Here is a 22,322-nt window from a genome sequence, read left to right on the forward strand (position 1 = left end):
TTGCCGTTCATGATCCCCCCGTTTACGCAGCTTGATGAGTTGCCGAACTTTTTGGCGGTCCGGCTGATGCGAGCAGCGCGGCCGTGTATTCGGCCTTCCATCTGCGGCGCTCTGCGACGGCGCTCAGAAGCATGTGAGCCCGTGGCGGCACGTTCGGGTCGCCGGGCTCGACGTTGTTCCAGACGACCCGTTGAGGCTGGTCCTCGGGCTTGATGCCGACGTCCGCGAGCAGTTGCCGAACGAACGCCTTCCGGTCGTGCTTGTGGTCCGCGAGCGACTTCCCCGACCACTTTCGCGACACCAGCACCCGCCGCCCAGCAACACCGAGCGTGGTTCGCTTGTGCGCCTTGCCTTTGCATTTGCCCGGCACCGTGGACAGCCGCGCTCCCCGAGGCTGGACGCCATAGAGCAGCCAGATCGGACACTGCGGCGAGCAGGGCGTCACGGCCAGCTCAGCGCAGAGGTGTTCGGCGTGGTCTTCCTGCCGCGCGGTCTGCGCCTCAAAGCACTCGTTGATGCTCTTGGTCAGGTACTTCGTCAGGTAGCCGATGTGGCGGCCGGCCTCTTCAGAGCCGCCGAGGATGCCCTTGGAGTGCACCTGCACCCCGAACCGCGCAACGTGTGCGGGCCGCTCCACCTGGTCGATGGCGTCTTCCCAGGTAGGCAAGGCCTTTCGTGTCTGCGGATCAACGAACCCTTTGGCCCGGACGTCCCAGACCGGCGGGTTGTCAACGCTGTACTTGATCTCGTCGTGCTCGGGCCACCAGACCTGGTGATACGTAGCCTCAGCTACCGCCCGCAGCTCAGCGCGGGAGATGCTGCCTCGAACCGCCGCGTGCCAGTGCGGAGCGAGCCGCCGCTGTGGTTCGACGGCGGAGAAGTACTGGACCTCCCAGCCGACGCAGCGCCGAAGGTTCTGCACGAACCGGTCGAGCAGCGCGGCGAAGTGCACTGCATCCCGAGCGGCACGCCGGTAGTTGTAGGTGGCCGGATCAACAGGCGTGCCATCGCTCCGGACCTTGCCGTAGGTGTCGAGCGTCAGCGTGAGGAACGTCGAGGGCTGGTACTTGCCTCCGAAGACCTTGCCGACCGTGCGCTTGCTGACCGGCCGCCGAGGCAGGTTGGGCGCGTCCTGCCGCCGCTTGGTCGATCGCTTCCGAGCTGCCTTGAGCGGCACTTCCAGGGAGGGGAGTGAACCGCGGACTCCGAGTTGCCGAAGTTCGGCGTCGACCTCCGCGACGTCTTCCCGGACCTCTTCGGCCCCGACCTCGTCACCCTCATCGAGGGCCAGGCGGTAGGCCTTGACGAGGTCGGCCCGGTAGGCGGTCAACTGCCTCTGATCATCACTCGGAGCATCCGGCGTGAAGTCGGGTTCCTCCGTCAGGTGCCATCCCTCGCGACACTGCGCCATCCGCAGACGCCGGTTCTTCTCCGCGCAGGTGGGGCACACACTGGCCACGGTCGAGCCGCACGGCACAGGCACGATGTCCACGCGCCCGGTGTCGAGGTCGATCCGCTCCTTGGCCAACGGCCGGATGCACACGCCGTGCTCTTCAGCGACGGCACGAACCACGTCGAGCGCGGCCGGCTGCTTCAGTCGCTCTGAGCGCGTCAGGTACTCGGTCATGCCGCAGCCCTCCCATCCGTCCGCTCGGGGAACTCGTGAACCGTGGCCGGGGCGAGGTAGACGCCAAGCTCGACCAAGTCCGCGTCGGTGACGTTGAAGGCCCTTGCACGCTCGGGTTCGCGTTGCCCGTCTTCCTTGCCCCAGGCGACACCAGGCGTGTTCTCGCTGATCTCGTGAGCAGCCGCACCCCGTTGCCGAACGCCATCCCCGAGGACCATGTCCACCTGCACCGGCTCATCGAGGCGCAACGCCACACGAGTCGTGAACAGGTGCCGGAAGCCGACGATCTCTTTGCGCGGGTCCTGGACCAGGCCGACGACGGCGTAGCCAGGTGCACGTCCCTGAGATGTGATCGTCTGGATAGCCCGCGTCGCGCGCTCACGCAGGTTCCGGTCCGACTGGTAGGCGATCAGGTCCGCCAGCTCATCCACGATCAGGACCGTGAACGGCTCACCAGTGCTGCGCGCCCAGAGCCGCCGGATGCCCCGGTATCGAGTGGCGCGCTCCTTGACCTCAGCGGCGATTTCTTCAAGCAGGGCAACAGCTTCCGGGCCGTTGTCGTAGACGACCTTCTCGAACGCGTCCGGACACTGCCCCAGCTCCATGCCGCCCTTGGGGTCGATGCCGACGAGGCGGACCATTCCAGCTTTGATGGCTGGGGCGAGCTGCCAGACGATCGACCACAGCACCGAGCCCTTGCCCGCACCGGGCACGCCGACCACGAGTACCTGAGAGCCGAGCAGCCGCAGCCGCCAGGGCTTGCTGGTCTCCGTACGGCCGACGACTACGCGCTTGAGGTCGACCTCTCCGGGGTCGGCGAGCTGAGGCACCGCGACCGGACGCGCCAGCGGGTCAGCGTGGATGAAGTCGAGCTCAAGCACGCGCGGCTTGAGAACCCTCACCCGGCAAGACCGGGCGTTGAACGAGTGCGCGAGGTTGTCCCGACGTGCTTCCCACTGCTCCGGCGACTGGGCCGGGATCATCCGCACCCGGACCTTGTCCCGCCAGCCCTCCGAACGGATACGGCGCAGCTTCGGGAGGTACTCCTTCCCGCGGACCTCCTTGGTCAGCTCACCCAGACGCATCACAGTGCGCCACTGCGGCACGTACACCGTGAGCCGCCGCCACTCGGTCAGGACGCGGTACCAGCCGTGCCGCAGGAACGAGTCTCGATCGAGGCCGTACCAGACAGTCAGGGCGCACACGAGCGACAGCAACGCGATCACCAGCGGCGAGAGTCCGAACTGGCGATAGGCGACGTAGCCGCCGAGGCCGGCCGTGGCTGCGACCGGGTACCGAACCGCCAGAACGGTCAGCAGCACGACCAGGCGGACGGCGAGCCAGAGCAGCGCGAATGGCGCGAGCACGAGCTTGACCCAGCCGGGAAGCCATACCCACCAAGGGACCTGCGGACGTGCGCCCTCGAATGGCGCGGGATCGACCCAGCGGTTGCCCTTCATCGCGCACCGCCAGCGCACTTGAGGCACTGAAAGACGCTGCCCACGCTCGGGATGCGTCCAACAGGCTGGAACGCTCCCGAATTTGCGGTGTGCTGCGCCCGACAGGTCAGGCATTCGAAGCCCCTAGCCTGCGCAGCCGTGAGTTCCATCGTCTCCAGCGAGCCGCCATCGAGCATCACGGCATAGCTGGAAACGGTCTGCCTGGTGGAGATCATCCGATCCCCGTCTAGCGCACAAATGCGCTCAGGCTCTACGCTCATCTTGTTCACTCCTGAGTTGGGTGGACAACGCAGGAGCGGCGAGGTTGGTAGCCGGGTTCCGCTCCTGCGTCTCACTTTCTCTTTGCACCGCAACAAGACGTGCGGCATCGCCACGTGACCCAGCAGAGTCACGCGCTCTGTCCAATAAGGACTACTGCTAGTTCTTCGCCGTATTCGTGACCTTGATCGCCTCCCCCTTCTCGCGCTCACGGTTCGCCCAATACATCGCCTCGTGGTGGTGGCTGCGATCGCTCTCAGCGACCCGCGCGTAGACAGCGGCCGAGCGGAGGTAGTAGTCCCGCAGAACGGCGGGTGCAGCCTTGGGATTGGGCAGGAGTTTGCTCAGCACGTCGTGTGCCTCGCTCAATGTCCGGGCCTGCTCAGCGAGGCCCCAGTGCATGGCCTCAACTGCGGACATCGGGAGCCTCCTCCGTGAGCGCGTGACGCCCCTCCTGTCGAGCGGCCGAGGCTTGAAGAGCACGCCATCCCTGGTCGAGCACGTCACGCAGCTGCGGAACCACATCCCGATCGACGACGAGCACGGCGGGGAAGGCGTTGCCGAAGCGGATCTCAATCCGGTCGGCGAACGGCATCGCGAGCGGCCGCATAGGCACGCCATCGGTCAGATGAACGCGCACCAGGTCAGGCATCACGCCGCCTTAGCGGCTGGCTTGCTGACGGCCGGCTTCATGCCGGAGGCCCGCAGGCTGTAGCCGAGCTTCGCGCGGCAGCGGTGACGCTCACCCGCGTGCACCCCACGGCACGCCTTGTCATCGATCCACGGCGTGACCGTCAGCCCCTCGAACACAACCGGCCGGACATCCGTGCCGGGGATGGCCTCCGGTGGCACCGGCTGGTGAGGTGCGGAGATTTTCACTGTGACCACCGCGTCCGTCTTGCGCTCCGCGGCCTGGTCGATGACCAGTACGGACCACACGAGGAGACCGGTCTCCTTGTCCTTCTCCTGCTCCACCGGCAAGCCCTTCGCTCGCTCATCGGCGGACTGGAACTTGAGCACGGGCTCAACGCCCATCACGAGCGCGCCCCTGGGAAACACGAAGTCGTGACCCGCAGGGAGCCTGCTCCCACCTGTGATCGCCATCGTGGCTCTCCTGTCGTAGGTGTCGTCCAGACCGGTTGTCTGGAGTTCTCGACACTTACGACTTTCGGCTGAAAACCGGGACGTGAGCACCGCATGGCGGGACATCTAGAGACGTCCTCACTAACGTAAGACGTCCCTAGCGTCCCCGGGGACGTCCGAGAGGAGCGATCATGGCGAACGAGCGACTACGAGATGCGTTGCTACGCAACGGACTCACATACGAGCAGGTAGCCAAGGCCACAGGCGTCGACCAGAAGACCGTCGAACGCTGGATCACGAAGGGCCGCGCGCCGTACCCGCGCCACCGCAACACCATCGCGTCGATGGTCAAGGAGACAGAGACGTACCTCTGGCCCGACGCGGTCGCGCCGGAGCGGAAGGCAGAGATCACCGAGTCCGAGGTGGTCAAGCTCTACCCACACCGGAACTCGATCCCTCCAGACCTGTGGGATCACCTCATCACCAACGCCACTCGGCACGTGGAGGTGCTGGTCCACGCCGGCATTTTCTTGGTGGAGCGACCGACCTTCATGCGCGATCTGGCCAACAAGGCTGCGAACGGCGCGCGCATCCGGCTGATCTTCGGTGACCCGGCCAGCCGCGAGGTGGCCAAGCGCAGCGATGAGGAGCAGCTGGGCAAGGGCACGCTCGGGTCCCGCATCCGCAACGCACTGGCGTTCTACCGGCCATTGGTGGGTGTGGACGGCGTGGAGATGCGCTTCCACAAGACGACGCTCTACAACTCGATCTTCCGCTTCGACGACGAGATGGTCGTCAACACGCACGTCTACGGCTTCCAGGCCGCACACGCTCCAGCGCTGCACCTGCGGCGACTCGCTGCGGGCGATCTCTTCGAGACCTACTCTGAGAGCTTCGAGCACGTCTGGAACCTGTCCAAGCCAGCAACGTTCTAAGGGAGCCACATGGCCCGCGTGGACTACTTCCACGACCCGAACGCTCCGAAAGCCAACAGCTTGCGTCCTGCCGTAAGCGCGTTCGTGCAAGATAAAAACAATCGAATACTCATGATTCGCCGAACCGACAATGACAAGTATGCCATACCGGGCGGACAACAAGAAGTCGGAGAAACCCTGTCACAGACAGCCGTCAGAGAGGTAAAGGAAGAAACCGGAATCGATATTGAAGTAACAGGACTTATTGGACTCTATTCGAACCCAGGACACGTCATTGCTTACGATGACGGCGAGATTCGCCAGGAGTTTTCAATTTGCTTCAAAGCTAGCGCCAAAGGCGGATCCCTAAGCACCAGCGATGAGTCCAAGGAAGTCCAATGGGTCGAACCTGAAGATCTAGAAGAACTGGATATACATCCTTCAGTAAAACTCCGCCTTGAACATGCACTAAGCGGAAAACCGACTCCATACTTTACGTGATCACAGCAGCGGAGTGCTCATGAAAATCGTTTCCTTCTTTAACCACAAGGGTGGCGTAGGAAAGACCACACTTGTTTACAACATCGGACTTGCGATGGCCAGCCTCGGTCATCGGATTCTATTTGTCGACATTGATCCCCAAGCTAACCTAACTACCGCCGCGCTTCCCGAGGAGCGCCTATCCCAAGCACTGCATGACGAACAGACCATCTTCCATTGCCTAGAGCCACTGGTCGATCGCTCTGGCGACGTGAAGGAAGTTCAGCCCCTTCAGATTAGACCCAATGCATGGCTACTTCCGGGGGATATCCGCCTCAGCGAATTCGAGGAAATCGCACCGACAGGATGGACCGAAGCGGTAGCCGGTAACGCAGGCGGATTTCGCACGAGCACCGCCCTCTATCGCCTAGTGAGCCGACTAGGCAGTAACATCAACGCAGATATCGCTCTACTGGATCTAGGCCCTAATGTTGGCGCGTTGAACCGCACTGCAATCCTCGCGTCAGATGGATTCGTAGTACCCCTCGCACCTGACCTGTTCTCAATTTCCGCACTTTCCAGCGTCGGCAAAAGCGCTTCACTCTGGACGGGAGAATGGGAGGCAGCAAAGGGTTCAGGAGCACGACGCAAAATCGATCTAGGGTTCGCACTACCTGCTGGCAAGCCGGTTCCATTGGGCTACATCAGCCAGCAATTTTCCGTTTACCGCCAGGAGCCGGCCGAAGCATATCGAAGGTGGATCAGCAAAATCCCTACCGCCTATAGCTCAGGAATACTTGAACCCCTCGAAGAGGCTGGTGTCAAAGTCCCAACGCAGCCTCCTCGAATTGGGGAGGTCAAGAACCTTTCCAGCCTTGTCCCTATTGCACAACGAACAAACCAAGCAATATTCGAACTAGGCGGCGCAGAGGCTCGCGGCGCCCAATATACACGAGCGAAGGACACGTACGACTTGTTCAGCGGCCTAGCAAAAGAGATACTTGCCCGCCTCGAAACTACCTCAGAGGCTTAAATGGCAATCGTCCTAGACACGTGCGTATTGCCTCAAAAAGGGCCACTGCGGTCGATTATCATGTCAGCCGTATTGCGAGTAGCCGAAAAACGCAAGATGGCGGTATACCTTCCAGAGATCGCACTTGAAGAATCCGTAAGTGCGCGAAGAAGGTCAGCACGGGCCAGCTTCGACGCCCTCCAAGCAGCTCACAAAGAGGCGTCCAAGTACTTCACCTTGGATCCGATCTACATTCCCGACGAGGATGAAGTCGCACAGAAATGGGATCAGGAACTAAGGGGTACATTTAAGATAATCCGACTCTACGGCGAAGATGCAAGTGAGGCACTACGCCGGGAAGCACACAGAATTAAGCCAGCCAGAGATGGGATCGGCGCGCGAGACTCCGCCATTTGGCTAGCCGTAAAACGTCATCACCAGAAAAACGGCGGCCCCACCTACTTTGTAACGAATAATTCGAGCGATTTCTCTGGAAGCAACAAACGCGAGTTGCACGGAAATCTCAGCGAGGAACTGGGAGAATCTGGGGGCGCGGACTTCTTCTTGTTCAACCAGCTAGACGAAGTGGTCACCGAGCTTGCTGAGCGCGCGGACGTTACCCTCAAGGAAGACGCCATAGTCGAATTCGAGGAAGATTTTGTCGATGTGGCGATGAGCGCAGCCGTAGAGGACCTAAACGCAAAGGGCGATCCCGCCCATTTCCTGAGCTTCATGCTGCAACCGGCCCGCATAATCCGAACCATCAGAAGTTACAAGGTTGACGACGTCTACCTTGTAATGGCGGAGGTTTCGTTGTCGATCGAAATCGACCACGAACCAGACGATGTCATTCTCAGCAAGATCAAAATAAGGACCTGGGTCGAGCAATCGGTTGAATCAGGCGACGCCATCGCAGTCTTCGCAGAGTCCTTCGTGCGCGACGAATAGTCAGGTCGGTTGCCGAATTTGGCTCTACAGGATCAAGGCCGCCGCTGGCGGCACGCTCCGCGCGTACGGCGAACACCTTCCATCCCGGCACTCCCGGCATCCGCTTCGCTGCGCCGGTCGGCCGGGCGGCGCTGCGCGCCGTCCTCCGGCCTTGCCCCATCGACGAGCTCAACCCATAGAGCCATGCCAGCCAGCAGCTCCCTACGAGCGCCGTCAGGGTCACCGCGGACTGCCGGTCCTGGCGCTCGACTGCCGCGACGGCTGCGCCGCCTTGCCACCGATCATGAGCACGCGTCGACGAGGCTCCAGGTCGACAAGAGACGGCACGCCGATAACCCGGACCCACGAGCATGACAAACGGCCGGCACCGTCGGGTCAAGGCTGGAAGGACGTACCTTGACTCGACGGCACCGGCCGCGTGAGGCTGGGGATCGGCTTGACGGCGGAGAAGTGGCAGGACGCGAACCGCGGAACCATCGCGAAACGCGGAACGCAAGCGCCACAACGGAAGCAGCCGAAGCCGCAGGTCAACGAACATGACAGGACCTAGGTCTGTCGTGCCTTCCTAAACCGTGTGTCGCAGGTTCGAATCCTGCCTGGGGCACCACCTTTCGCCGGGTGAAATCAGGGCCTGACATGCTGAAACGCTGTCGGGCCCTGATCTATTCGGCAGCCATCAGCCCTTCGCTTCGCGGACGTCTTTCCCGAACTCGGCCAACGCCTTGAAGTCCTGCATGTGCTGTATCGACTGCTTGCGGAAGGCGCCGGGCATCAGAACCCCCACCAGTCGCATCAGCACGCCGCTGAACCGGTACTCGTTCTCGCTCACCCAGAGGGTCGTCTCAGAACCGGCCGCGGTCAGCTGCTCGCGCGCTGCGCTCCACATGCCCTCGCCGGCGATCTCGCGTTCGAAGTGAACGACGGTCCCTTCCGGGATCTCGCGCAGGTCTGCCGGTTCCCGGCGAGTGATGGTCTCGGTGCCCTCGAACTTCTGCTGTCCCGTCTGCATCACGACCCGCGATTTGGTGCCGACCTGCCCGTGCGTCCCGCTCAGCGGCTCGTGCAGCACCAGGCCTCGTAGCCACTTCGGCATTTGTGCTGGGTCGGCTAGTAGCTGGACCACGATCTCCAGCGGCCGAGCGATCTCGATTGAGACGGTGTACTTCATGTTCCTGACCTCACGTGGCTGATGTACGGCTCGTAAGCCGTCAGGTCGCGGGACGGCTCGTACGTGCTCAGGTAGTAGTAGTCGGCGATGATGTTGGCCTGCTGTTCGGTGTTGAAGTCCGCGAACGTCTTCCCGTGCAGGCCTTCCGCGCCGCCGTAGTCGTAGAGGCCCTTCACGAAGAAGCCCGCCATGGCGGTCGGGAGCAGGCTGAGCACGCTGCGGCCGTGTTGGTACTGGTAGGCGTGGGTGAGTTCGTGGACCAGCCAGCGTTCGTATCTTGCCTGGTGTTGCGGTGTGGTCAGGATTCCCTTGGGGAAGGTGACGAGCTTCGGGAGGGTGCGGGCCACGCCGAAGCTGCCCAGCAGGCCGCCTTCGGCCAGGCGGAGTGCGCTGATGTCGAGTGCGTCGCCGAACACCTCGCGGGCTATGTCAGCCTCGCGTGATTCCAGATTGCGACGGAACGCCATGGCAGCTCCCCTGCGTCGGAGGTTCACCGATGTTAAGCGAGCGGGTGGCGGCGCCACAGCGGCCCTGGAGGACCGAGTTCCAGGCCGTTCTCGTCCAGCGCGTTGTAGATGCTGAGGTAGCCGTCGGCGAAGCCGAAGCCCAGCGCGGCGGAGCCGGCCGCCAGGTCGTGGCCGGTCCATTCGAGCAGGTCGAGGCTCTGGAGTGTGTTGCCGCGGAGGGCTGTGAGGGTGGGGGCGTTGCGCCATGACAGGTCGAAGGTGGGCGTCCAGGAGATCGGGGTGGCTCGGTTCACCGTGTTCCAGGTGATGGAGAGGTCGTCGAACTTCTGGTGGTTGATCTCGATCTGTTCGCCGGCGAAGTCGAGGAGAACGGGGCAGTCTGCGAACCACTCGTCGTCCGACTCGTCCCAGACCAGCCAGGTGTCGGTCAGCCGGCGGCCCAGGAGGGTGCGCAGGCGGTCGGCGTGGGACGTCATCGTTTCCGCCACGCCGTTCAGCCACACGGGTTGGTAGCCCTTGATGCCGAAGTCGAACATGACCGGATTCTGCCGATTCGTGAGCGGACCGGCGAACCGGCAGAAGTACCAGCAGAAATGCTGTTGTGCCCCAACGGTCATTGACCGCTGTAAAGAAGGTTTCCTAATTTCGGGCTCATGAGTGAACCTCCGCGACGCAGGTCACCGAACGGTCCACGCCTTCAGGAGCTCTACGAGGACGCCCAGAGGCGGTACTCGCGACGCGGGCTCTTCCGGGCCGGGGCGGTGGGCGGGGCCGTGCTCGCCACCTCGAGCTTGGTGGGCAGCGCTTCGGCCAGTGGGTTCGAGGTGCCTGGGGTGTTGCTCAAGGAGACAGCGAACGGGGGTGTGCTCAGGCCGTTCGGGCGGCACATCGCGTTCGGGGCGGATCCGTCGAGGCAGGTGGTGGTGTCGTGGCAGGTGCCCGCCAACGTTCAAGCGCCCTACCTGCGGGTCGGTACCGCGGCCGGTGAGTACGGGGAGAAGTTGCCTGCGGAGGTGAGGGCTCTTACCAGCGATTTGGCGTGGCAGGAGAGGGAGCCACTCTTCACCATCTCGCCGCATCTGGGGAAGGCCGTCACGCAGTACTACCTGCATGTCCGGCTCGACGATCTAGTGCCGAACACGACGTACTACTACGTGTTGGGGCATCAGGGGTTTGAGCCGCGGGAGCCTGCGACCTTCCGGACGGCGCCGACCGCCACCGCCAGAACGGCGTTCTCGTTCACGGCCTTCGGGGATCAGGGGGTCGGGCACAACGCGTTGGCCACCAACGGTCTCATCGCCGATCTGGGGCCGCAGTTCCACCTCGCGATGGGCGACATGAGTTACGCCAACGACGGTGAGGGCGGGCGGCCGGAGACGGACAAGTACGACGCGCGGAAGTGGGATTCGTTCTTCGCGCAGAACGAACTCGTGGCGGCTGAGGTTCCGTGGATGGTCTCGCTCGGCAACCACGAGATGGAGAGCTGGTACGACAACCACGGGTACGGCGGCATGCGGGCGCGGTTCACCATGCCCGACAACGCTTGGGACGGGTCCACCTGCATCTACTCCTGGCGGTACCAGAACGTCGGGATGATCAGCCTGGACGGCAACGACATCTGCTACAACAGCGACGCCAACCTCGACTACACCGAGGGCAAGCAGCAGACCTGGCTCAAGGCTCAGCTCGAGAAGTTCCGCATGGACGCGAGCATCGACTTCATCGTCGTCTACTGCCACCAGTGCACGTACTCGACGTCCGGGAACAACGGGTCCGAGGTCGGCGCGCAGAAGCGGTGGGCGCCGTTGTTCGACCAGTGCCAGGTGGATCTGGTTCTCAACGGGCACAACCACGTCTACGAGCGCACGGATCCGATCAAGGCCGGCAAGGGCACCAAGAAGGCGGACATCAAGAGCACCATCAACCCCGTCAAGGACGGCACGACCTACATCACCGCTGGCGGTGGTGGCGAGAGCATCAACAGCTGGGCCGACTCGAAGATCTCCGACTCCTACTTCGGCAACGTCAAGGACGCCACGGCGACGATGCGGGTCGACCAGGAGGACGGCGAGGAGAAGCTGGTCAAGGTGACGTGGTCGCGGGTGCGGTATCGCGGGTACGGGCTGATCGTCGTCGATGTCGAGCCGAGAACGGACAAGCCGGCGCAGATGAAGGTCCGCGCGCTCACCGAGACGGGCGCGTTGGTCGACGAGTTCACGATCCGGCGCGGCTGAGAGGGCCTGACATGACTGAAGAACACTCGCGCCGGTTGTTGTTCAAGGTCGGTGGCGCCGCACTCGTCACCGCCGCGATCACCGGCACAGGAACGGCCCAGGCCGCACCGGACGGGCGGAAGGTCAGGCCGGTCGGGCGGCATCTCGCGTACGGTGCCGATCCGTCCAAACAGGTCGTGATCTCCTGGCAGCAGCTGGAAAAGGTCAACGGGTCGTACGTCCGGATCGCCACCAACGGGGGTGAGTTCGGGCCGAAGATCGCCGCCGAACTGCGCACGCTCAAGAGCGAGATCGGCTGGCAGGAGGGCGACCACAGCTTCCCGCCGCACGGCCCGGATCCCCTGTACCAGTACTACCTGCACGCCAAGCTCAACGACCTCGCACCGGCGACGACGTACTTCTACGTCGTGGGGCACGACAACTACGATCCCGCCACCAGCAAGCGTCCCAACGAGATCGCGTCCTTCACAACCGCACCGACAGCAACCGACACAACGCCGTTCACCTTCACGGCGTTCGGCGACCAGGGCTACGGCTACAACGCGCGCAAGCTCACGAGCCTCGCCGCGGACCAAGGCCCGGCCTTCCACCTCGCGCTCGGCAACCTGAGCTACGCCATCCACGGCGGCACGACGAACGTCGAGGGCGGGCACACCGACACGGACAAGTACGACGCGGCACGGTGGAACAGTCTGTTCGCACAGAACGAGTTCATGGCGCAGACGACACCGTGGATGCTGACGCTCGGCAACCGCGAGATGGAGGAGTGGTACTCCCCCAACGGCTACGGCGGCATCAAGCAACGCGTCACCATGCCGGACAACGCGTGGAGCGGCTCCATCGGCATCTACGCGTGGCGGTACCAGAACGTCGGGCTGATCAGCCTCGACGGCAACGACATCTGCAACCGCAACACCGCGAACCTCGACCACACCAAGGGAAAGCAGCTCACCTGGCTGGACGGGCAGCTCGACAAGTTCCGCAAGGACAAGAGCATCGACTTCATCGTCGTCTACCTGCACCACGCCCCGTACTCGACGGCCGACGGCGGTGGCGCGGAGAGCGTCGCGCAGCAGAAGTGGGCGCCGGTGTTCGACAAGCACAAGGTCGACCTGGTCCTCAACGCGCACAACCGCGTCTACGAACGCACCGACCCGATCAAGGCCGGCAAGGCGAGCAAGGACGGCACCACCTACATCACGGCGGGCGCGGGTGGCCAGGCACTGGACAAGTTCTACAAGAACGCGCCGGAGTCCTACCTGGGCAACGAGAACACCAGCGGCACCCCGACCATGCGCTGCTTCAAGAAGAACAGCTCGAGCTCCACGGACACCAAGGTCACCTGGTCACGCACGAGGTACCGGGGCTACAGCATTGTCGCGGTCGACGTCACCAAGACCACGATGAAGGTCCGCGCGCTGAACGAGGACGGCGTGCTGATCGACGAGCTCACCCTGCAACGCCGGTGAACCGGTAGCGGATCTCCTTCAACTCTGTCCCGCCGATGGTCTCGGTCTTGGCCGTGCCATCGGCGCGGAACCCGAGCCGTTCGTAGAACCGTCGCGCCCGCGGGTTCTCGTCGAACACCCACAGCACCACGTCCTGCTCATCACCCAAAGCAGCACGAGCCAGCGAGAACCCCAGGCCGGTACCCCACGCGGAGGGCAGCACGTAGATCGCGTACACCTCGAACGCCGCATCGGGCTCACGGGACGGGCCGACCGCGACGAAACCGGCCACCACGTCGTCGACGAGCCCGACCCACACCCCACCTCGCGGGATGCCGCGCTCCCACATGGCTGTGCGTTCTTCCACGGAGAGCCCGTCCAGCACGGAATCCGGGACCAGACCGCGGTAGGCGGCCTGCCAGGTCTGGACGTGCACCGAGGCAACGGCAGGAGCGTCGGCGACGACTGCTGGACGGACTGTCATGCATCCCCCAATGGCATGATCGAGCGCATGCGGATCATCGTCGACGCGGACCCCGGCATCGATGATGCCCTTGCTTTGTACTACCTGCGCGCCCAGCGAGAAATCGAAATAGTCGCCATCGGCACGGTCCACGGCAACGTGCCGGTGCAGCAGGCCACCGCCAACGCGTTGAGGCTCACCGAACGCCTGAGCCTCGACGTCCCGGTGGCCATGGGCGCCGCGAAACCGCTCGCCCAGCCCCTCAAGACCGCTGAAGACGTGCACGGCCACGACGGCCTCGGCGGACATGCGGGAGACGAGCCGAAGACCGTTCCCACGAACGAAAGCGCCGCCGAGCAGCTCGCGAACAAGGCACGCGAGAACCCGAAGGAACTGAGCCTGCTCGCGATCGGCCCGCTCACCAACGTCGCGCTGGCGCTGCAGATCGAGCCACGCCTGCCGGAACTGCTCGACAAGGTCGTGGTCATGGGCGGCGCGCTCAACGTGCCGGGCAACATCACCTCCCACGCCGAGGCGAACTTCTGGCACGACCCGGAGGCGGCCGATCTGGTCCTGGCCGCAGGCTTCGAGGACCTCACCATCGTCGGCCTCGACGTCACCATGGAGAGCCACGCGTCACAGGAGTGGCTCGACGCGCTCCCCGACGACTGCTACCCGCGGCGGATCCTCGGCTTCTACGCCGACTTCTACGGCAGCTTCCTGGGCAGGAAGGGCTTCGTCCCGCACGACCCGCTGGCCGCCGCGATCCTGGTCGACCCCGGTCTCGCGAGCTACCACGAGGACCGGTTCGCGATCGAGCTCACCGGCCGCTACACGCGCGGCAAGATCGTCGCCGACCAACGGTTCCTCGCCCCCGAAAGCCCGTTCGGGCGTGACATCGCCACCGAACGCACGAAGGCCAGGTACGCCGTCACGGCCGACCACGCCCGGTTCCTCGACCAGCTGAGGCACGCTGTGACACAACCATGACAAACCACCGACGGGACCTGGACAAACACCAGGGACCGTGGAGGTATGAACGTCCACTTGAAACGATGGCTCGCGGTCTCGGGGGCCGCCGTGGTCATCGCGACGGGCGTCGTGGCCGGGGGCTCCTACTGGCGGCTCGAGAGCAATCTCAAGACCGTCGATCTCTCCACGGAGATCACGCACCCCAGGCCTCCGTCGACGCCTGGCCGCCCCCTCAACATCCTCCTCATCGGCAAGGACGACGGGCGGTCCGACACCGCCATGGTCGTGCAGCTGAACGCGAAGGGCGACCAGGCACGCGTGGTCAGCATCCCGCGCGACACGATGGTGCCGAGGCCGGAGTGCGGGACCAACCCGCCGGCCGCGATCGCCATGTTCAACAGCGCCTTCTCCACGGGCGGCGCCGCGTGCACGGTGGCGACGGTCGAGCAGATGAGCGGCATCCGGATCGACCACTTCGTGCAGATCGACTTCAACGGCTTCCGCGACGTCATCGACAAGCTCGGCGGCATCGACGTCACGATGCCCGAGGCGATCGACGACGAGAAGAGCGGGCTGCACGTGCCGGCCGGGCCCACGAAGCTCGACGGAACCCAGGCACTCGCATTCGTGCGCACCCGCTACAGCATCGGTGACGGCAGCGACCTGAACCGCATCAAGAACCAGCAGCTGTTCATGCGCGCGTTGAGCGAGAAACTGGCGAACGAGAACTGGCTCGCCAGCCCGGCGAAAACACTCCAGCTCGCCGACATCCTCACGAAATCCATCGTCACGGACACCGGAATCGGTTCGATCCCCAAATTGGCCGACCTCGCGGGAAAACTCACCGCGCTGAAACCGGACGCGATCACGTACGTGACGCTGCCGACCGAGAGCTACCTGCCCGATCCGAACCGGGTCCAGCCCAAGCAGCCGGAGGCGGACGAGCTGTGGCAGGCCGCCTGACCTAGCAGGCGGCGCCCTGCCACTCGCCGGGAAGCGGACCCGCGGGCCACGGCTGAGGAGACCCCCAGGACCCCTCAGCCGTGGACGTTCTGCCCCAGTCGGCGACAACCACTTCGACGGTCTCCCAGTCTCGTGAAGGACGTGGATTCGAGGTTGTCAGACCACCTCGTTATGGTGGGCCTCTGACTGCCTGTCCGGTGCGTGCGCCGCAGCTCAGGCGGGCGGTCCACGTTTTCCGGTCCGGACGAGGAGGAGGCCGATTGGGACCCCGTGGCGTCTTCGCGGAGCGCTTCGCGCTGCTCTACGCGGAGGCAGGCGACCCGCCTCTGAAGCGAGTCACGGAGTCGGTCACCCGTGCCCGTCGAACGGACGAACAGGGCCGGCCTCTGCGCGTGCCCGCCCAGCGGGTCAGCGACTGGCGGCGCGGGCGCAACGTCCCCGCCAGGTTCAGCGGCCTGAGCGCGGTCCTGGAGGTCCTGGTCGGCGAGGCCCGCAAACGCAGGCCCCAGCCCTCGATCGACGGCCTGTACGAACTCGACGCGTGGCGCGCCCTCTGGGAAGAGGCGCTCGCGAGCCCCGTCGCGGAAACGGACACACCCCCTCAGGAAGACAACTCCGTCTGCCCGTACATGGGCCTGAGCGCATTCGGGCCGCAGGACGCGAATTGGTTCTTCGGCCGGGAAAGGGCGACGAACGCACTTCTCGACCGGCTGAACGACAACGGCATCACGACGCTCGTGGGCGCGTCCGGCGCCGGCAAGTCCAGTTTGATGAAGGCGGGCGTCCTCCCCCGGCTGAGCAAAGAGGCCGTCATCATTTCGCCCGGCACCGATCCGCTGAAGGAGTTCGCGCTCCAGGTGCCGGAGCTGATCCACGTGCTGGAGTCCGCGGCCGAGTCGGACGTGCTCGTCGACTTCGCCCACGAGGTGCAGGCCGCGGTCGGCGACCGGGTGGTGATCGTCGACCAGTTCGAGGAGGCGTTCACCCTCGGCGGCGACGAGAACCGGCTGCGGATCTTCGTGCAGGCCCTGCACGCGGCGGCCGGGAAGACCGCGGTCGTGCTGGGCGTGCGGGCCGACTTCTACGCCCGCTGCCTCGACTTCCCCGAGCTCGCCGAGGCCCTGCAGACCAGGCAGATGGTGCTCGGCGCGATGTCCGCGGCCGAGCTGCGCGACGCCGTGACGAACCCCGCCAAGGCCGCGGGGCTGCAGCTGGAAGCCGGTCTGGTCGACCTCGTGCTGCGCGACCTCGGCACGCACAACCGCCGCGGCAAGGACGCCTACGACGCGGGCGCGCTCCCCCTGCTCAGCCACGCGCTGCTGGTCACGTGGCAACGCAGGCAGGCGGGCCGCCTCACGATCGCCGGCTACCGGGCGGCGGGCGGCATCCAGGGCGCCGTGGCCGCCACCGCCGAACGTGCCTGGTCAGACCTCGACGAACAGGCGAGGGCCGCCGCGAGACAGCTGCTGCTGCGCCTGGTCAGGGTCGGCGACGACACCCAGGACACCCGCCGCCGTTCCAGCCGCCACAGCCTGCTGGAAGCGAGCACGAACCTCCCGGCGACGGAACGCGCGCTCGAAGTCCTCACGCACGCCCGCCTGATCACCATGGACGCCGACTCGGTGCAGATCACGCACGAGGCGTTGCTGCAGGCGTGGCCACGGCTGCGCAGCTGGATCGACGAGGACCGCGCGGGCAACCTGACCCGGCAGCGGCTGGAAGAAGACGCGGCGACGTGGTCCACGCACGACCGCGACTCGTCACTGCTCTACCGCGGCGCACGGCTGGAGGGCGTGCGGCAGCAGCAGGACGTCACCACGATCGCCAAAGAGTTCGTGCGGACGTCCGAACGCCAGCACCGCAAGAGCGTCTGGCTGCGCCGCAGCGCCATCTCCCTCGTAGTGATCTTCGCGCTGATCGCCGCTGGCGCCGCGGTGATCGCCGTGCGGCAGCGTGACGACGCGGTGTTCCGCCAGATCGTGGCCGAGGCGGACCGGCTGGCCGACACGGACGCGTCGGTGGCCGCCCAGCTGCTGCTCGCCGCCCACCGGTTGCGCCCGGACGACCTGGACGTGGGCTCCAAGCTGCTCGCGAACCAGCAGAAGCCGCTGGCCGTCCCGCTGCTGGGGCACACCGGCGCGGTGTACCTGACGTCGTTCAGCAACGACGGCACCGTGCTCGCGACCGCCAGCTACGACCGGACCGCCCGCCTGTGGGACGTGCGAGATCGCGCGAACCCCAAGCCGCTCGCGGTGATCACCGCCCACACCGACTGGCTCACCTCCGCGGTGTTCTCCCCGGACGGCAAGGTGCTCGCCACCACCGGCAACGACAAGACGATCCGGCTGTGGGACGTCACCGACCGGGCGAATCCCCGGCACCTCAGGACGATCGAGACCGGCAACGGCACCAGCTACCTGCTGGAGTTCAGTCCTGACGGCAAGATCCTGGCCGCGGCGAACGAGGACAAGACCGCACGGCTGTGGAACGTCAGCGATCCCGCGGACCCGCAACCACTCGGCGAACCACTGCGCGGCGCCACCGCGGCGGTGCGGACACTCGCCTTCACCCCGGACGGCAGGACGCTCGCCACCTCCGGCGACGACCAGGTGATCCGGCTCTGGGACGTCGCGACCAGGACCGCGCTGGGCAAGCCCATGACCGGCCACACCGGCGTAGTGCACTCGGTGACGTTCAGCCCGGACGGGAAACTGCTCGCGTCCGCCGCCGACGACACGACGGTGCGGCTGTGGGATCCCGTGACGCAGGCACCGATCGGCGACCCGCTCGTCGGCCACACCGCCGGCGTGTGGTCGGTGAAGTTCAGCCCCGACGGGCGAATGCTCGCCTCCGGGGCGGTCGACGGCACCGCGCGGCTGTGGAACGTCACCGCTCCGGTCAACGCGATGCAGCTCGGCAAACCGCTCGCGGCGCCCAGCGGTGGCGTGTTCGCTGTCGGTTTCTCCCCGGACGGCGCGACGCTGGCCACCGGCGCGGGTGAGAACTCGGTGCGGCTGTGGTCGTTGCCGCGGCACGTGGTGCCGGTGCCCGCCGGGAACGCGGGCGTGACGTCGTTCAGCGAGGACGGCAAGCTGCTCGTGACCGCGGACGGCAACGGAGGCAAGGACGGCAAGACCGCGCGGTTCTGGGACACCGCGGACCCGTTCACGCCGAAGTTCCTCGGAGCGGTGAAGGTCAGCCCCGACAAGGGATCCGTCCGGGTGCAGCTCCGGCCGGACGGCAAGGTGCTCGGCACGCTGGCGGGTGAGAAGTCGCTGCAGCTGTGGGACACGAGCGATCCCGCGCACGTCGTGCCGCTCACGCCGTTGATCACGCTCGGCACGCGGTTCACCAACCAGCTGGTCTTCTCTCCGGACAACAAGATCATGGTGACCGGCGGCGACGACGAGTCGGTGCAACTGTGGGACATCAGCGATCCCGCGAGACCGGTGAAGCTGGGCGAGCCGCTCACCGGGCACGACGGGTACGTCAACGACACGACGTTCAGCCCCGACGGCAGGACCATGGTGACCGCGAGCAGCGACCGCATGTTCCGGCTGTGGGACATGGCCGATCCCGCGCGACCGCGCCTGCTCGGCAAACCGGTGGAGGACCACCACGAACCGGTGCAGCGCGTCATCTTCACGCCGGACGGCACCAAGCTGATCACCGGTGGCGCCGACAAGGCGATCCGGCTGTGGGACGTGCGCGACCGGGAGAAGCCGGTGGCGCTCAGCGTGCTCACCGGGCAGACGCAGCAGGTCTTCTCGCTCGCGGTGACGCCGGACGGGAAGACGCTCGCGAGCGCCAGTGCGGACAAGACGTTCCGGTTGTGGGACATCGGAAATCCCGCCAGGGCGACCCCGCTGGGCCAGCCGATGGCGCTCGCGTCCGGCGCCGAGCCCAACGTCCTCTTCAGACCGGACAGCCGGACGCTGGTGCTGTCGGGCGGGGGTGACGGCCTGCTGCGCCTGTGGGACATCGACGTCTCGCACGAGGCCGACCGCATCTGCGCCACCACACGCGGCGCGCTCACCGAGCAACTGTGGCAGAGCCGTCTGCCCCAGGTGGAGTTCCACGCGCCCTGCTGACCGTGCTCAACCGACGCGAACCCGCCTCACCGACAGCACCTCATCGATTACTGTCCGCTTCATGCGTCTTCTTGCTCGGGTCGGCAGCTTGCGCGCGGTCGTCGCGGTGACCGTCGGGTTCATCGCCCTCAACATGATTCTCGTGGTGCTCGGCAACATCACGGACTACGGCACGAACGAGGCGTTCGTGAAGCACGTCCTCGCGATGGACACCACGTTCGGCGAGGGGCTGAAGTGGCGGGCGATCACGAGCCCCGCCGTCGTCACGATCGTCTACGTCGTGATCATCCTGTGGGAGGCGATCTCCGCGGTGCTGCTGACCGCGGGCACCGTCGCCTACGTCCGCGACAAGGAGGACAGCGCGCGCAAGTTCGCGTCCGCCGGTCTGCTGATGATCGTGGCGCTGTTCCTGGGCGGCTTCATCACTGTCGGCGGCGAGTGGTTCGCGATGTGGCAGTCGAAGGACTGGAACGGCATCGGCGCGGCCCTGCGGATGGTGACCATCGCGGGTTTCGCACTGATCCTCGTGCACCTCAGCCCGCGTCGGGCCACTCAGTAGTCGGCTTCACGCAGAACACGGGTCCGACGCCGGCGTCGGCGCCCAGGCCACTCCACCAGTCGCGCTGCTCAGCGTCCTCGATCGAGTCGATCACGACGAGCCCACCGGCCTCGTGCACGAACCCGAAGAGGTCGCTGAGCACGTGCGAGACCAACTCGTCCGGCTTCTGGCAACGCCCCTTCACCCGCACGGCCGCCACGCCGAGCGACCGGACCAGTTCGATCTCCGCGGTGGAACCGGAGAAGTCGCGCGCGCCGATGTGGATGCCCATGTCGGAGAGCAGTTCCAGGTTGTCGGCGGCCTCGCTGTCCTCGGACGCGAGCACGTGCACCGGAAAGCCCAGCAACAACCGCCCGGCCGGTAACCCGGTGTCCGCGAGCACGCGCCGCACGTCGCGCACGAGGTCCGGACTGTTCGCCATGCTCTCGGTGAGGCAGACCGCGAGCATCTCCTCGTACCGGCACGCGGACTCGGCGGCCGTCCGCAACATCCACTCGCCGAGCGGCAACATCAGTCCGGTGTGCTCGGCCATCCCGACGCACTTCTCGTGCTGGATCAGCCCGGCGTCCCGATGCCGCCAGTTCAGCTCGGCCTCGACGCACACCCGCGCCGACCCGTCGAGCTTCATGACGGGGTTGAACACGACCTCGATGTCGCCGTTCTCCCAGGCGCCGGGCATCACGGCGGCAAGAGCGAACTCCTCCTGCTCCCGCTTGTCCTGCGTGGCGTCGTGCAGCCCCCACTGCCGCCGCCCGCTGCGCTTGGCACGCCGCAACGTCATGTCGGAGGCCCGCAACACCTCGGCGGGATGATCACCGGGATGCAACCGCGGCAACACCCCGATCGACGACGACACCGCGACCCCGTGCTCACCGAAGTAGACGGGCTCGGCCAGTTCGTGCTCGATCGTCCGAATCGTCGTGTCGACGTCGGGAGTCTCAGCCCCGTTCTCGACCAACACGGCGAACTCGTCGCCCTCAAGCCGGGCGACCATCGCCTTCTCGGCGGAGAACACCGAACTGAGCCGCTCCGCGACGAGCTTGAGCACCTTGTCGCCGATCTCGCGCCCAAGGCCGTCCGTGATCACCGCGAAGGCGTCGAGATCGAGGTGGTACAGCGTCACACCGTGCTCGATGTCGCTGTGCAGCAACGACTCCAGCCGCGTCGTGAGGTACTGCCGGTTCGGCAACCCGGTCAGCGCGTCGTGCAACGACTGGTACTGCAACCGCCCACCGAGCAACGTGAGCTGGCTGTCGTCGTCGATCATCACGACGAAGTGCTGCGGGTTGTCCTCGGGATCCTTCTGCACGGTGGCCGCGAGCAACACCCGGAAGTGCTCACCATCGCGGTCGATCAGCCGGGGCCGCTCCTCGACCCGCCGCATCCGCCCGTACCGCAGGCCGGCCAGCGCGTCGTTGATGAGCGGCAGATCAGCGGGCGCGATCAAATCCGCGAGCGTCATCCCGGCAACATCTTCACGCCGAAGAATGGTGCACAACGCCTCGTTGGCCCGAATCAGCTCCCCGTCGAGCCCGACCATCGCAATGCCGGTGGAGGAATGCGCGAAAATGTCCTCGAACCGCTCCTCGCTGGCCTGCAAATCCAGCTGCACAGCCCGATTCGCCCGCAACAGCGCCTGACTGACACTCTCCTGCTGCTCCAGGACGAACGCCTGAATCGCCCCGGTGTAAGAAGCCGAAACAGCCCCGACCACCAGCGCGGCCTGCCGAGCGTCGGCCCCCTCCTGCACCACGAACCGCGCGAGAACGTCGATGGACTCCCGCAGACTCTCGGCGCCGACGCAGTGGATCTCCACCAGCCGAGTGCCGACCACCGAGGCCACCTGGGGATCCCCGACGAGCGCCTCGGCCACCAGATTCAGCAGCTCGTGCAGCTCCTCCGTCAGCTTCGCAGCAGACAGCGGTATGTACGCGGTACGACTGACCTTGATCGCCCAGTCGCGCGCCAACGCGTCGCGTCCCACCGGACGTGACGGTCTCGCGTCGTCCTGGCTCGGCAACTCGTTCCACCTGACCTGCTTGGCGAGCAACGGTGCGGAAGCCTACCGCCAGCAAACCGCACCGTCCCAATGCGCGGCGCCGTTCCCCCCAACGGGGGCATAGCCATCTCTGAGCGTTACAACCTTTACTCGCTCGATCGGACCAATTTTCTCAC

The 22,322-nt window shown here is 65.5% G+C and carries 20 protein-coding genes; 10 read left to right on the forward strand and 10 right to left on the reverse strand.

Features of this window, described 5'->3' with window-relative positions; all coding sequences use genetic code 11:
* Positions 1 to 22: 22 nt before the first annotated feature.
* From OG205_RS29085 to OG205_RS29105, 5 genes are all read right to left on the reverse strand, one after another.
* Complete coding sequence (locus OG205_RS29085) at positions 23 to 1,627, reverse strand: replication initiator (protein WP_330271186.1); 1,605 nt, start codon at positions 1,625 to 1,627, stop codon at positions 23 to 25.
* A complete protein-coding gene (locus OG205_RS29090; protein ID WP_330271187.1) occupies positions 1,624 to 3,114 on the reverse strand; it encodes an FtsK/SpoIIIE domain-containing protein in 1,491 nt (496 codons plus the stop codon). Before OG205_RS29090 ends, OG205_RS29085 begins: the two co-directional genes overlap by 4 nt.
* 390 nt (positions 3,115 to 3,504) lie before the next feature.
* Positions 3,505 to 3,765: an AMED_5909 family protein gene (locus OG205_RS29095; protein WP_330271188.1), complete on the reverse strand. Its 261-nt coding sequence runs from the start codon at positions 3,763 to 3,765 to the stop codon at positions 3,505 to 3,507.
* Positions 3,752 to 3,997 (reverse strand): hypothetical protein, encoded by a 246-nt coding sequence (locus OG205_RS29100; protein WP_330271189.1) that lies wholly within the window; start codon positions 3,995 to 3,997, stop codon positions 3,752 to 3,754. Before OG205_RS29100 ends, OG205_RS29095 begins: the two co-directional genes overlap by 14 nt.
* Positions 3,997 to 4,365 (reverse strand): plasmid replication, integration and excision activator, encoded by a 369-nt coding sequence (locus tag OG205_RS29105; protein ID WP_330271190.1) that lies wholly within the window; start codon positions 4,363 to 4,365, stop codon positions 3,997 to 3,999. The genes OG205_RS29100 and OG205_RS29105 overlap by 1 nt, the downstream gene beginning before the upstream one ends.
* 254 nt (positions 4,366 to 4,619) lie before the next feature.
* Between OG205_RS29105 and OG205_RS29110 the strand changes: the two genes are divergently transcribed.
* From OG205_RS29110 to OG205_RS29125, 4 genes are read left to right on the forward strand one after another with little or no spacing between them, the layout of a single operon-like run.
* On the forward strand, positions 4,620 to 5,363 hold the full coding sequence (locus OG205_RS29110; RefSeq protein ID WP_330271191.1) for a DUF5919 domain-containing protein: 744 nt from the start codon (positions 4,620 to 4,622) through the stop codon (positions 5,361 to 5,363).
* 9 nt (positions 5,364 to 5,372) lie between these two features.
* Positions 5,373 to 5,843, forward strand: a complete 471-nt coding sequence (locus OG205_RS29115; RefSeq protein WP_330271192.1) for an NUDIX hydrolase — start codon at positions 5,373 to 5,375, stop codon at positions 5,841 to 5,843.
* 19 nt (positions 5,844 to 5,862) lie between these two features.
* Positions 5,863 to 6,855, forward strand: a complete 993-nt coding sequence (locus OG205_RS29120; protein ID WP_330271193.1) for a ParA family protein — start codon at positions 5,863 to 5,865, stop codon at positions 6,853 to 6,855.
* On the forward strand, positions 6,856 to 7,782 hold the full coding sequence (locus OG205_RS29125) for a PIN domain-containing protein (RefSeq protein WP_330271194.1): 927 nt from the start codon (positions 6,856 to 6,858) through the stop codon (positions 7,780 to 7,782).
* Positions 7,783 to 8,458: 676 nt separating this feature from the next.
* Here OG205_RS29125 and OG205_RS29130 read toward each other — a convergent pair.
* Genes OG205_RS29130 through OG205_RS29140 form a run of 3 tightly spaced genes read right to left on the reverse strand, consistent with a single transcriptional unit; the run spans position 8,459 to position 9,953 of the window.
* On the reverse strand, positions 8,459 to 8,950 hold the full coding sequence (locus OG205_RS29130) for an SRPBCC family protein (RefSeq protein ID WP_330271195.1): 492 nt from the start codon (positions 8,948 to 8,950) through the stop codon (positions 8,459 to 8,461).
* Complete coding sequence (locus tag OG205_RS29135) at positions 8,947 to 9,417, reverse strand: hypothetical protein (protein ID WP_330271196.1); 471 nt, start codon at positions 9,415 to 9,417, stop codon at positions 8,947 to 8,949. Before OG205_RS29135 ends, OG205_RS29130 begins: the two co-directional genes overlap by 4 nt.
* 32 nt (positions 9,418 to 9,449) lie before the next feature.
* Complete coding sequence (locus OG205_RS29140) at positions 9,450 to 9,953, reverse strand: hypothetical protein (RefSeq protein WP_330271197.1); 504 nt, start codon at positions 9,951 to 9,953, stop codon at positions 9,450 to 9,452.
* A gap of 117 nt (positions 9,954 to 10,070) precedes the next feature.
* On the opposite strand from OG205_RS29140, the gene OG205_RS29145 reads away from it, so the two are divergent.
* Together OG205_RS29145 and OG205_RS29150 are read left to right on the forward strand one after the other, a co-directional pair.
* Positions 10,071 to 11,651, forward strand: a complete 1,581-nt coding sequence (locus OG205_RS29145; RefSeq protein WP_330271198.1) for a purple acid phosphatase family protein — start codon at positions 10,071 to 10,073, stop codon at positions 11,649 to 11,651.
* An 11-nt stretch (positions 11,652 to 11,662) separates the two neighbouring features.
* Positions 11,663 to 13,120 carry a purple acid phosphatase family protein gene (locus OG205_RS29150; protein ID WP_330271199.1) on the forward strand — a complete coding sequence of 486 codons (1,458 nt, stop codon included), beginning with the start codon at positions 11,663 to 11,665 and terminating at the stop codon, positions 13,118 to 13,120.
* Here the strand turns inward: OG205_RS29150 and OG205_RS29155 are convergent.
* Complete coding sequence (locus tag OG205_RS29155) at positions 13,101 to 13,583, reverse strand: GNAT family N-acetyltransferase (RefSeq protein ID WP_330271200.1); 483 nt, start codon at positions 13,581 to 13,583, stop codon at positions 13,101 to 13,103. The genes OG205_RS29150 and OG205_RS29155 overlap by 20 nt on opposite strands.
* 27 nt (positions 13,584 to 13,610) lie before the next feature.
* On the opposite strand from OG205_RS29155, the gene OG205_RS29160 reads away from it, so the two are divergent.
* The 4 genes from OG205_RS29160 (at position 13,611) to OG205_RS29175 (ending at position 20,147) form a co-directional block, all read left to right on the forward strand.
* Positions 13,611 to 14,552 (forward strand): nucleoside hydrolase, encoded by a 942-nt coding sequence (locus tag OG205_RS29160; protein ID WP_330271201.1) that lies wholly within the window; start codon positions 13,611 to 13,613, stop codon positions 14,550 to 14,552.
* 45 nt (positions 14,553 to 14,597) lie between these two features.
* The gene (locus OG205_RS29165) at positions 14,598 to 15,497 is read left to right on the forward strand and encodes an LCP family protein (RefSeq protein ID WP_330271202.1); all 900 of its coding nucleotides are present in this window, start codon (positions 14,598 to 14,600) and stop codon (positions 15,495 to 15,497) included.
* A gap of 260 nt (positions 15,498 to 15,757) precedes the next feature.
* Positions 15,758 to 19,588: an nSTAND1 domain-containing NTPase gene (locus OG205_RS29170; protein ID WP_330271203.1), complete on the forward strand. Its 3,831-nt coding sequence runs from the start codon at positions 15,758 to 15,760 to the stop codon at positions 19,586 to 19,588.
* Positions 19,589 to 19,649: 61 nt separating this feature from the next.
* The gene (locus OG205_RS29175) at positions 19,650 to 20,147 is read left to right on the forward strand and encodes a DUF2165 domain-containing protein (RefSeq protein ID WP_330271204.1); all 498 of its coding nucleotides are present in this window, start codon (positions 19,650 to 19,652) and stop codon (positions 20,145 to 20,147) included.
* Here the strand turns inward: OG205_RS29175 and OG205_RS29180 are convergent.
* Positions 20,122 to 22,131: a diguanylate cyclase domain-containing protein gene (locus OG205_RS29180; RefSeq protein ID WP_330271205.1), complete on the reverse strand. Its 2,010-nt coding sequence runs from the start codon at positions 22,129 to 22,131 to the stop codon at positions 20,122 to 20,124. The two genes, OG205_RS29175 and OG205_RS29180, sit on opposite strands and share 26 nt — an antisense overlap.
* Positions 22,132 to 22,322: the final 191 nt, after the last annotated feature.

Origin of the sequence: Lentzea sp. NBC_00516 (genome assembly GCF_036346835.1) — a bacterium.
GTDB classification, from domain to species: domain Bacteria; phylum Actinomycetota; class Actinomycetes; order Mycobacteriales; family Pseudonocardiaceae; genus Lentzea; species Lentzea sokolovensis.

Coding starts and splice junctions, on each gene's coding strand:
- OG205_RS29085 (WP_330271186.1), bottom strand. CDS start 1,627: ATGACCGAGTACCTGACGCGCTCAGAGCGACTGAAGCAGCCGGCCGCG.
- OG205_RS29095 (WP_330271188.1), bottom strand. CDS start 3,765: ATGTCCGCAGTTGAGGCCATGCACTGGGGCCTCGCTGAGCAGGCCCGG.
- OG205_RS29100 (WP_330271189.1), bottom strand. CDS start 3,997: ATGCCTGACCTGGTGCGCGTTCATCTGACCGATGGCGTGCCTATGCGG.
- OG205_RS29110 (WP_330271191.1), top strand. CDS start 4,620: ATGGCGAACGAGCGACTACGAGATGCGTTGCTACGCAACGGACTCACA.
- OG205_RS29115 (WP_330271192.1), top strand. CDS start 5,373: ATGGCCCGCGTGGACTACTTCCACGACCCGAACGCTCCGAAAGCCAAC.
- OG205_RS29120 (WP_330271193.1), top strand. CDS start 5,863: ATGAAAATCGTTTCCTTCTTTAACCACAAGGGTGGCGTAGGAAAGACC.
- OG205_RS29125 (WP_330271194.1), top strand. CDS start 6,856: ATGGCAATCGTCCTAGACACGTGCGTATTGCCTCAAAAAGGGCCACTG.
- OG205_RS29130 (WP_330271195.1), bottom strand. CDS start 8,950: ATGAAGTACACCGTCTCAATCGAGATCGCTCGGCCGCTGGAGATCGTG.
- OG205_RS29135 (WP_330271196.1), bottom strand. CDS start 9,417: ATGGCGTTCCGTCGCAATCTGGAATCACGCGAGGCTGACATAGCCCGC.
- OG205_RS29140 (WP_330271197.1), bottom strand. CDS start 9,953: ATGTTCGACTTCGGCATCAAGGGCTACCAACCCGTGTGGCTGAACGGC.
- OG205_RS29145 (WP_330271198.1), top strand. CDS start 10,071: ATGAGTGAACCTCCGCGACGCAGGTCACCGAACGGTCCACGCCTTCAG.
- OG205_RS29150 (WP_330271199.1), top strand. CDS start 11,663: ATGACTGAAGAACACTCGCGCCGGTTGTTGTTCAAGGTCGGTGGCGCC.
- OG205_RS29155 (WP_330271200.1), bottom strand. CDS start 13,583: ATGACAGTCCGTCCAGCAGTCGTCGCCGACGCTCCTGCCGTTGCCTCG.
- OG205_RS29160 (WP_330271201.1), top strand. CDS start 13,611: ATGCGGATCATCGTCGACGCGGACCCCGGCATCGATGATGCCCTTGCT.
- OG205_RS29165 (WP_330271202.1), top strand. CDS start 14,598: ATGAACGTCCACTTGAAACGATGGCTCGCGGTCTCGGGGGCCGCCGTG.
- OG205_RS29175 (WP_330271204.1), top strand. CDS start 19,650: ATGCGTCTTCTTGCTCGGGTCGGCAGCTTGCGCGCGGTCGTCGCGGTG.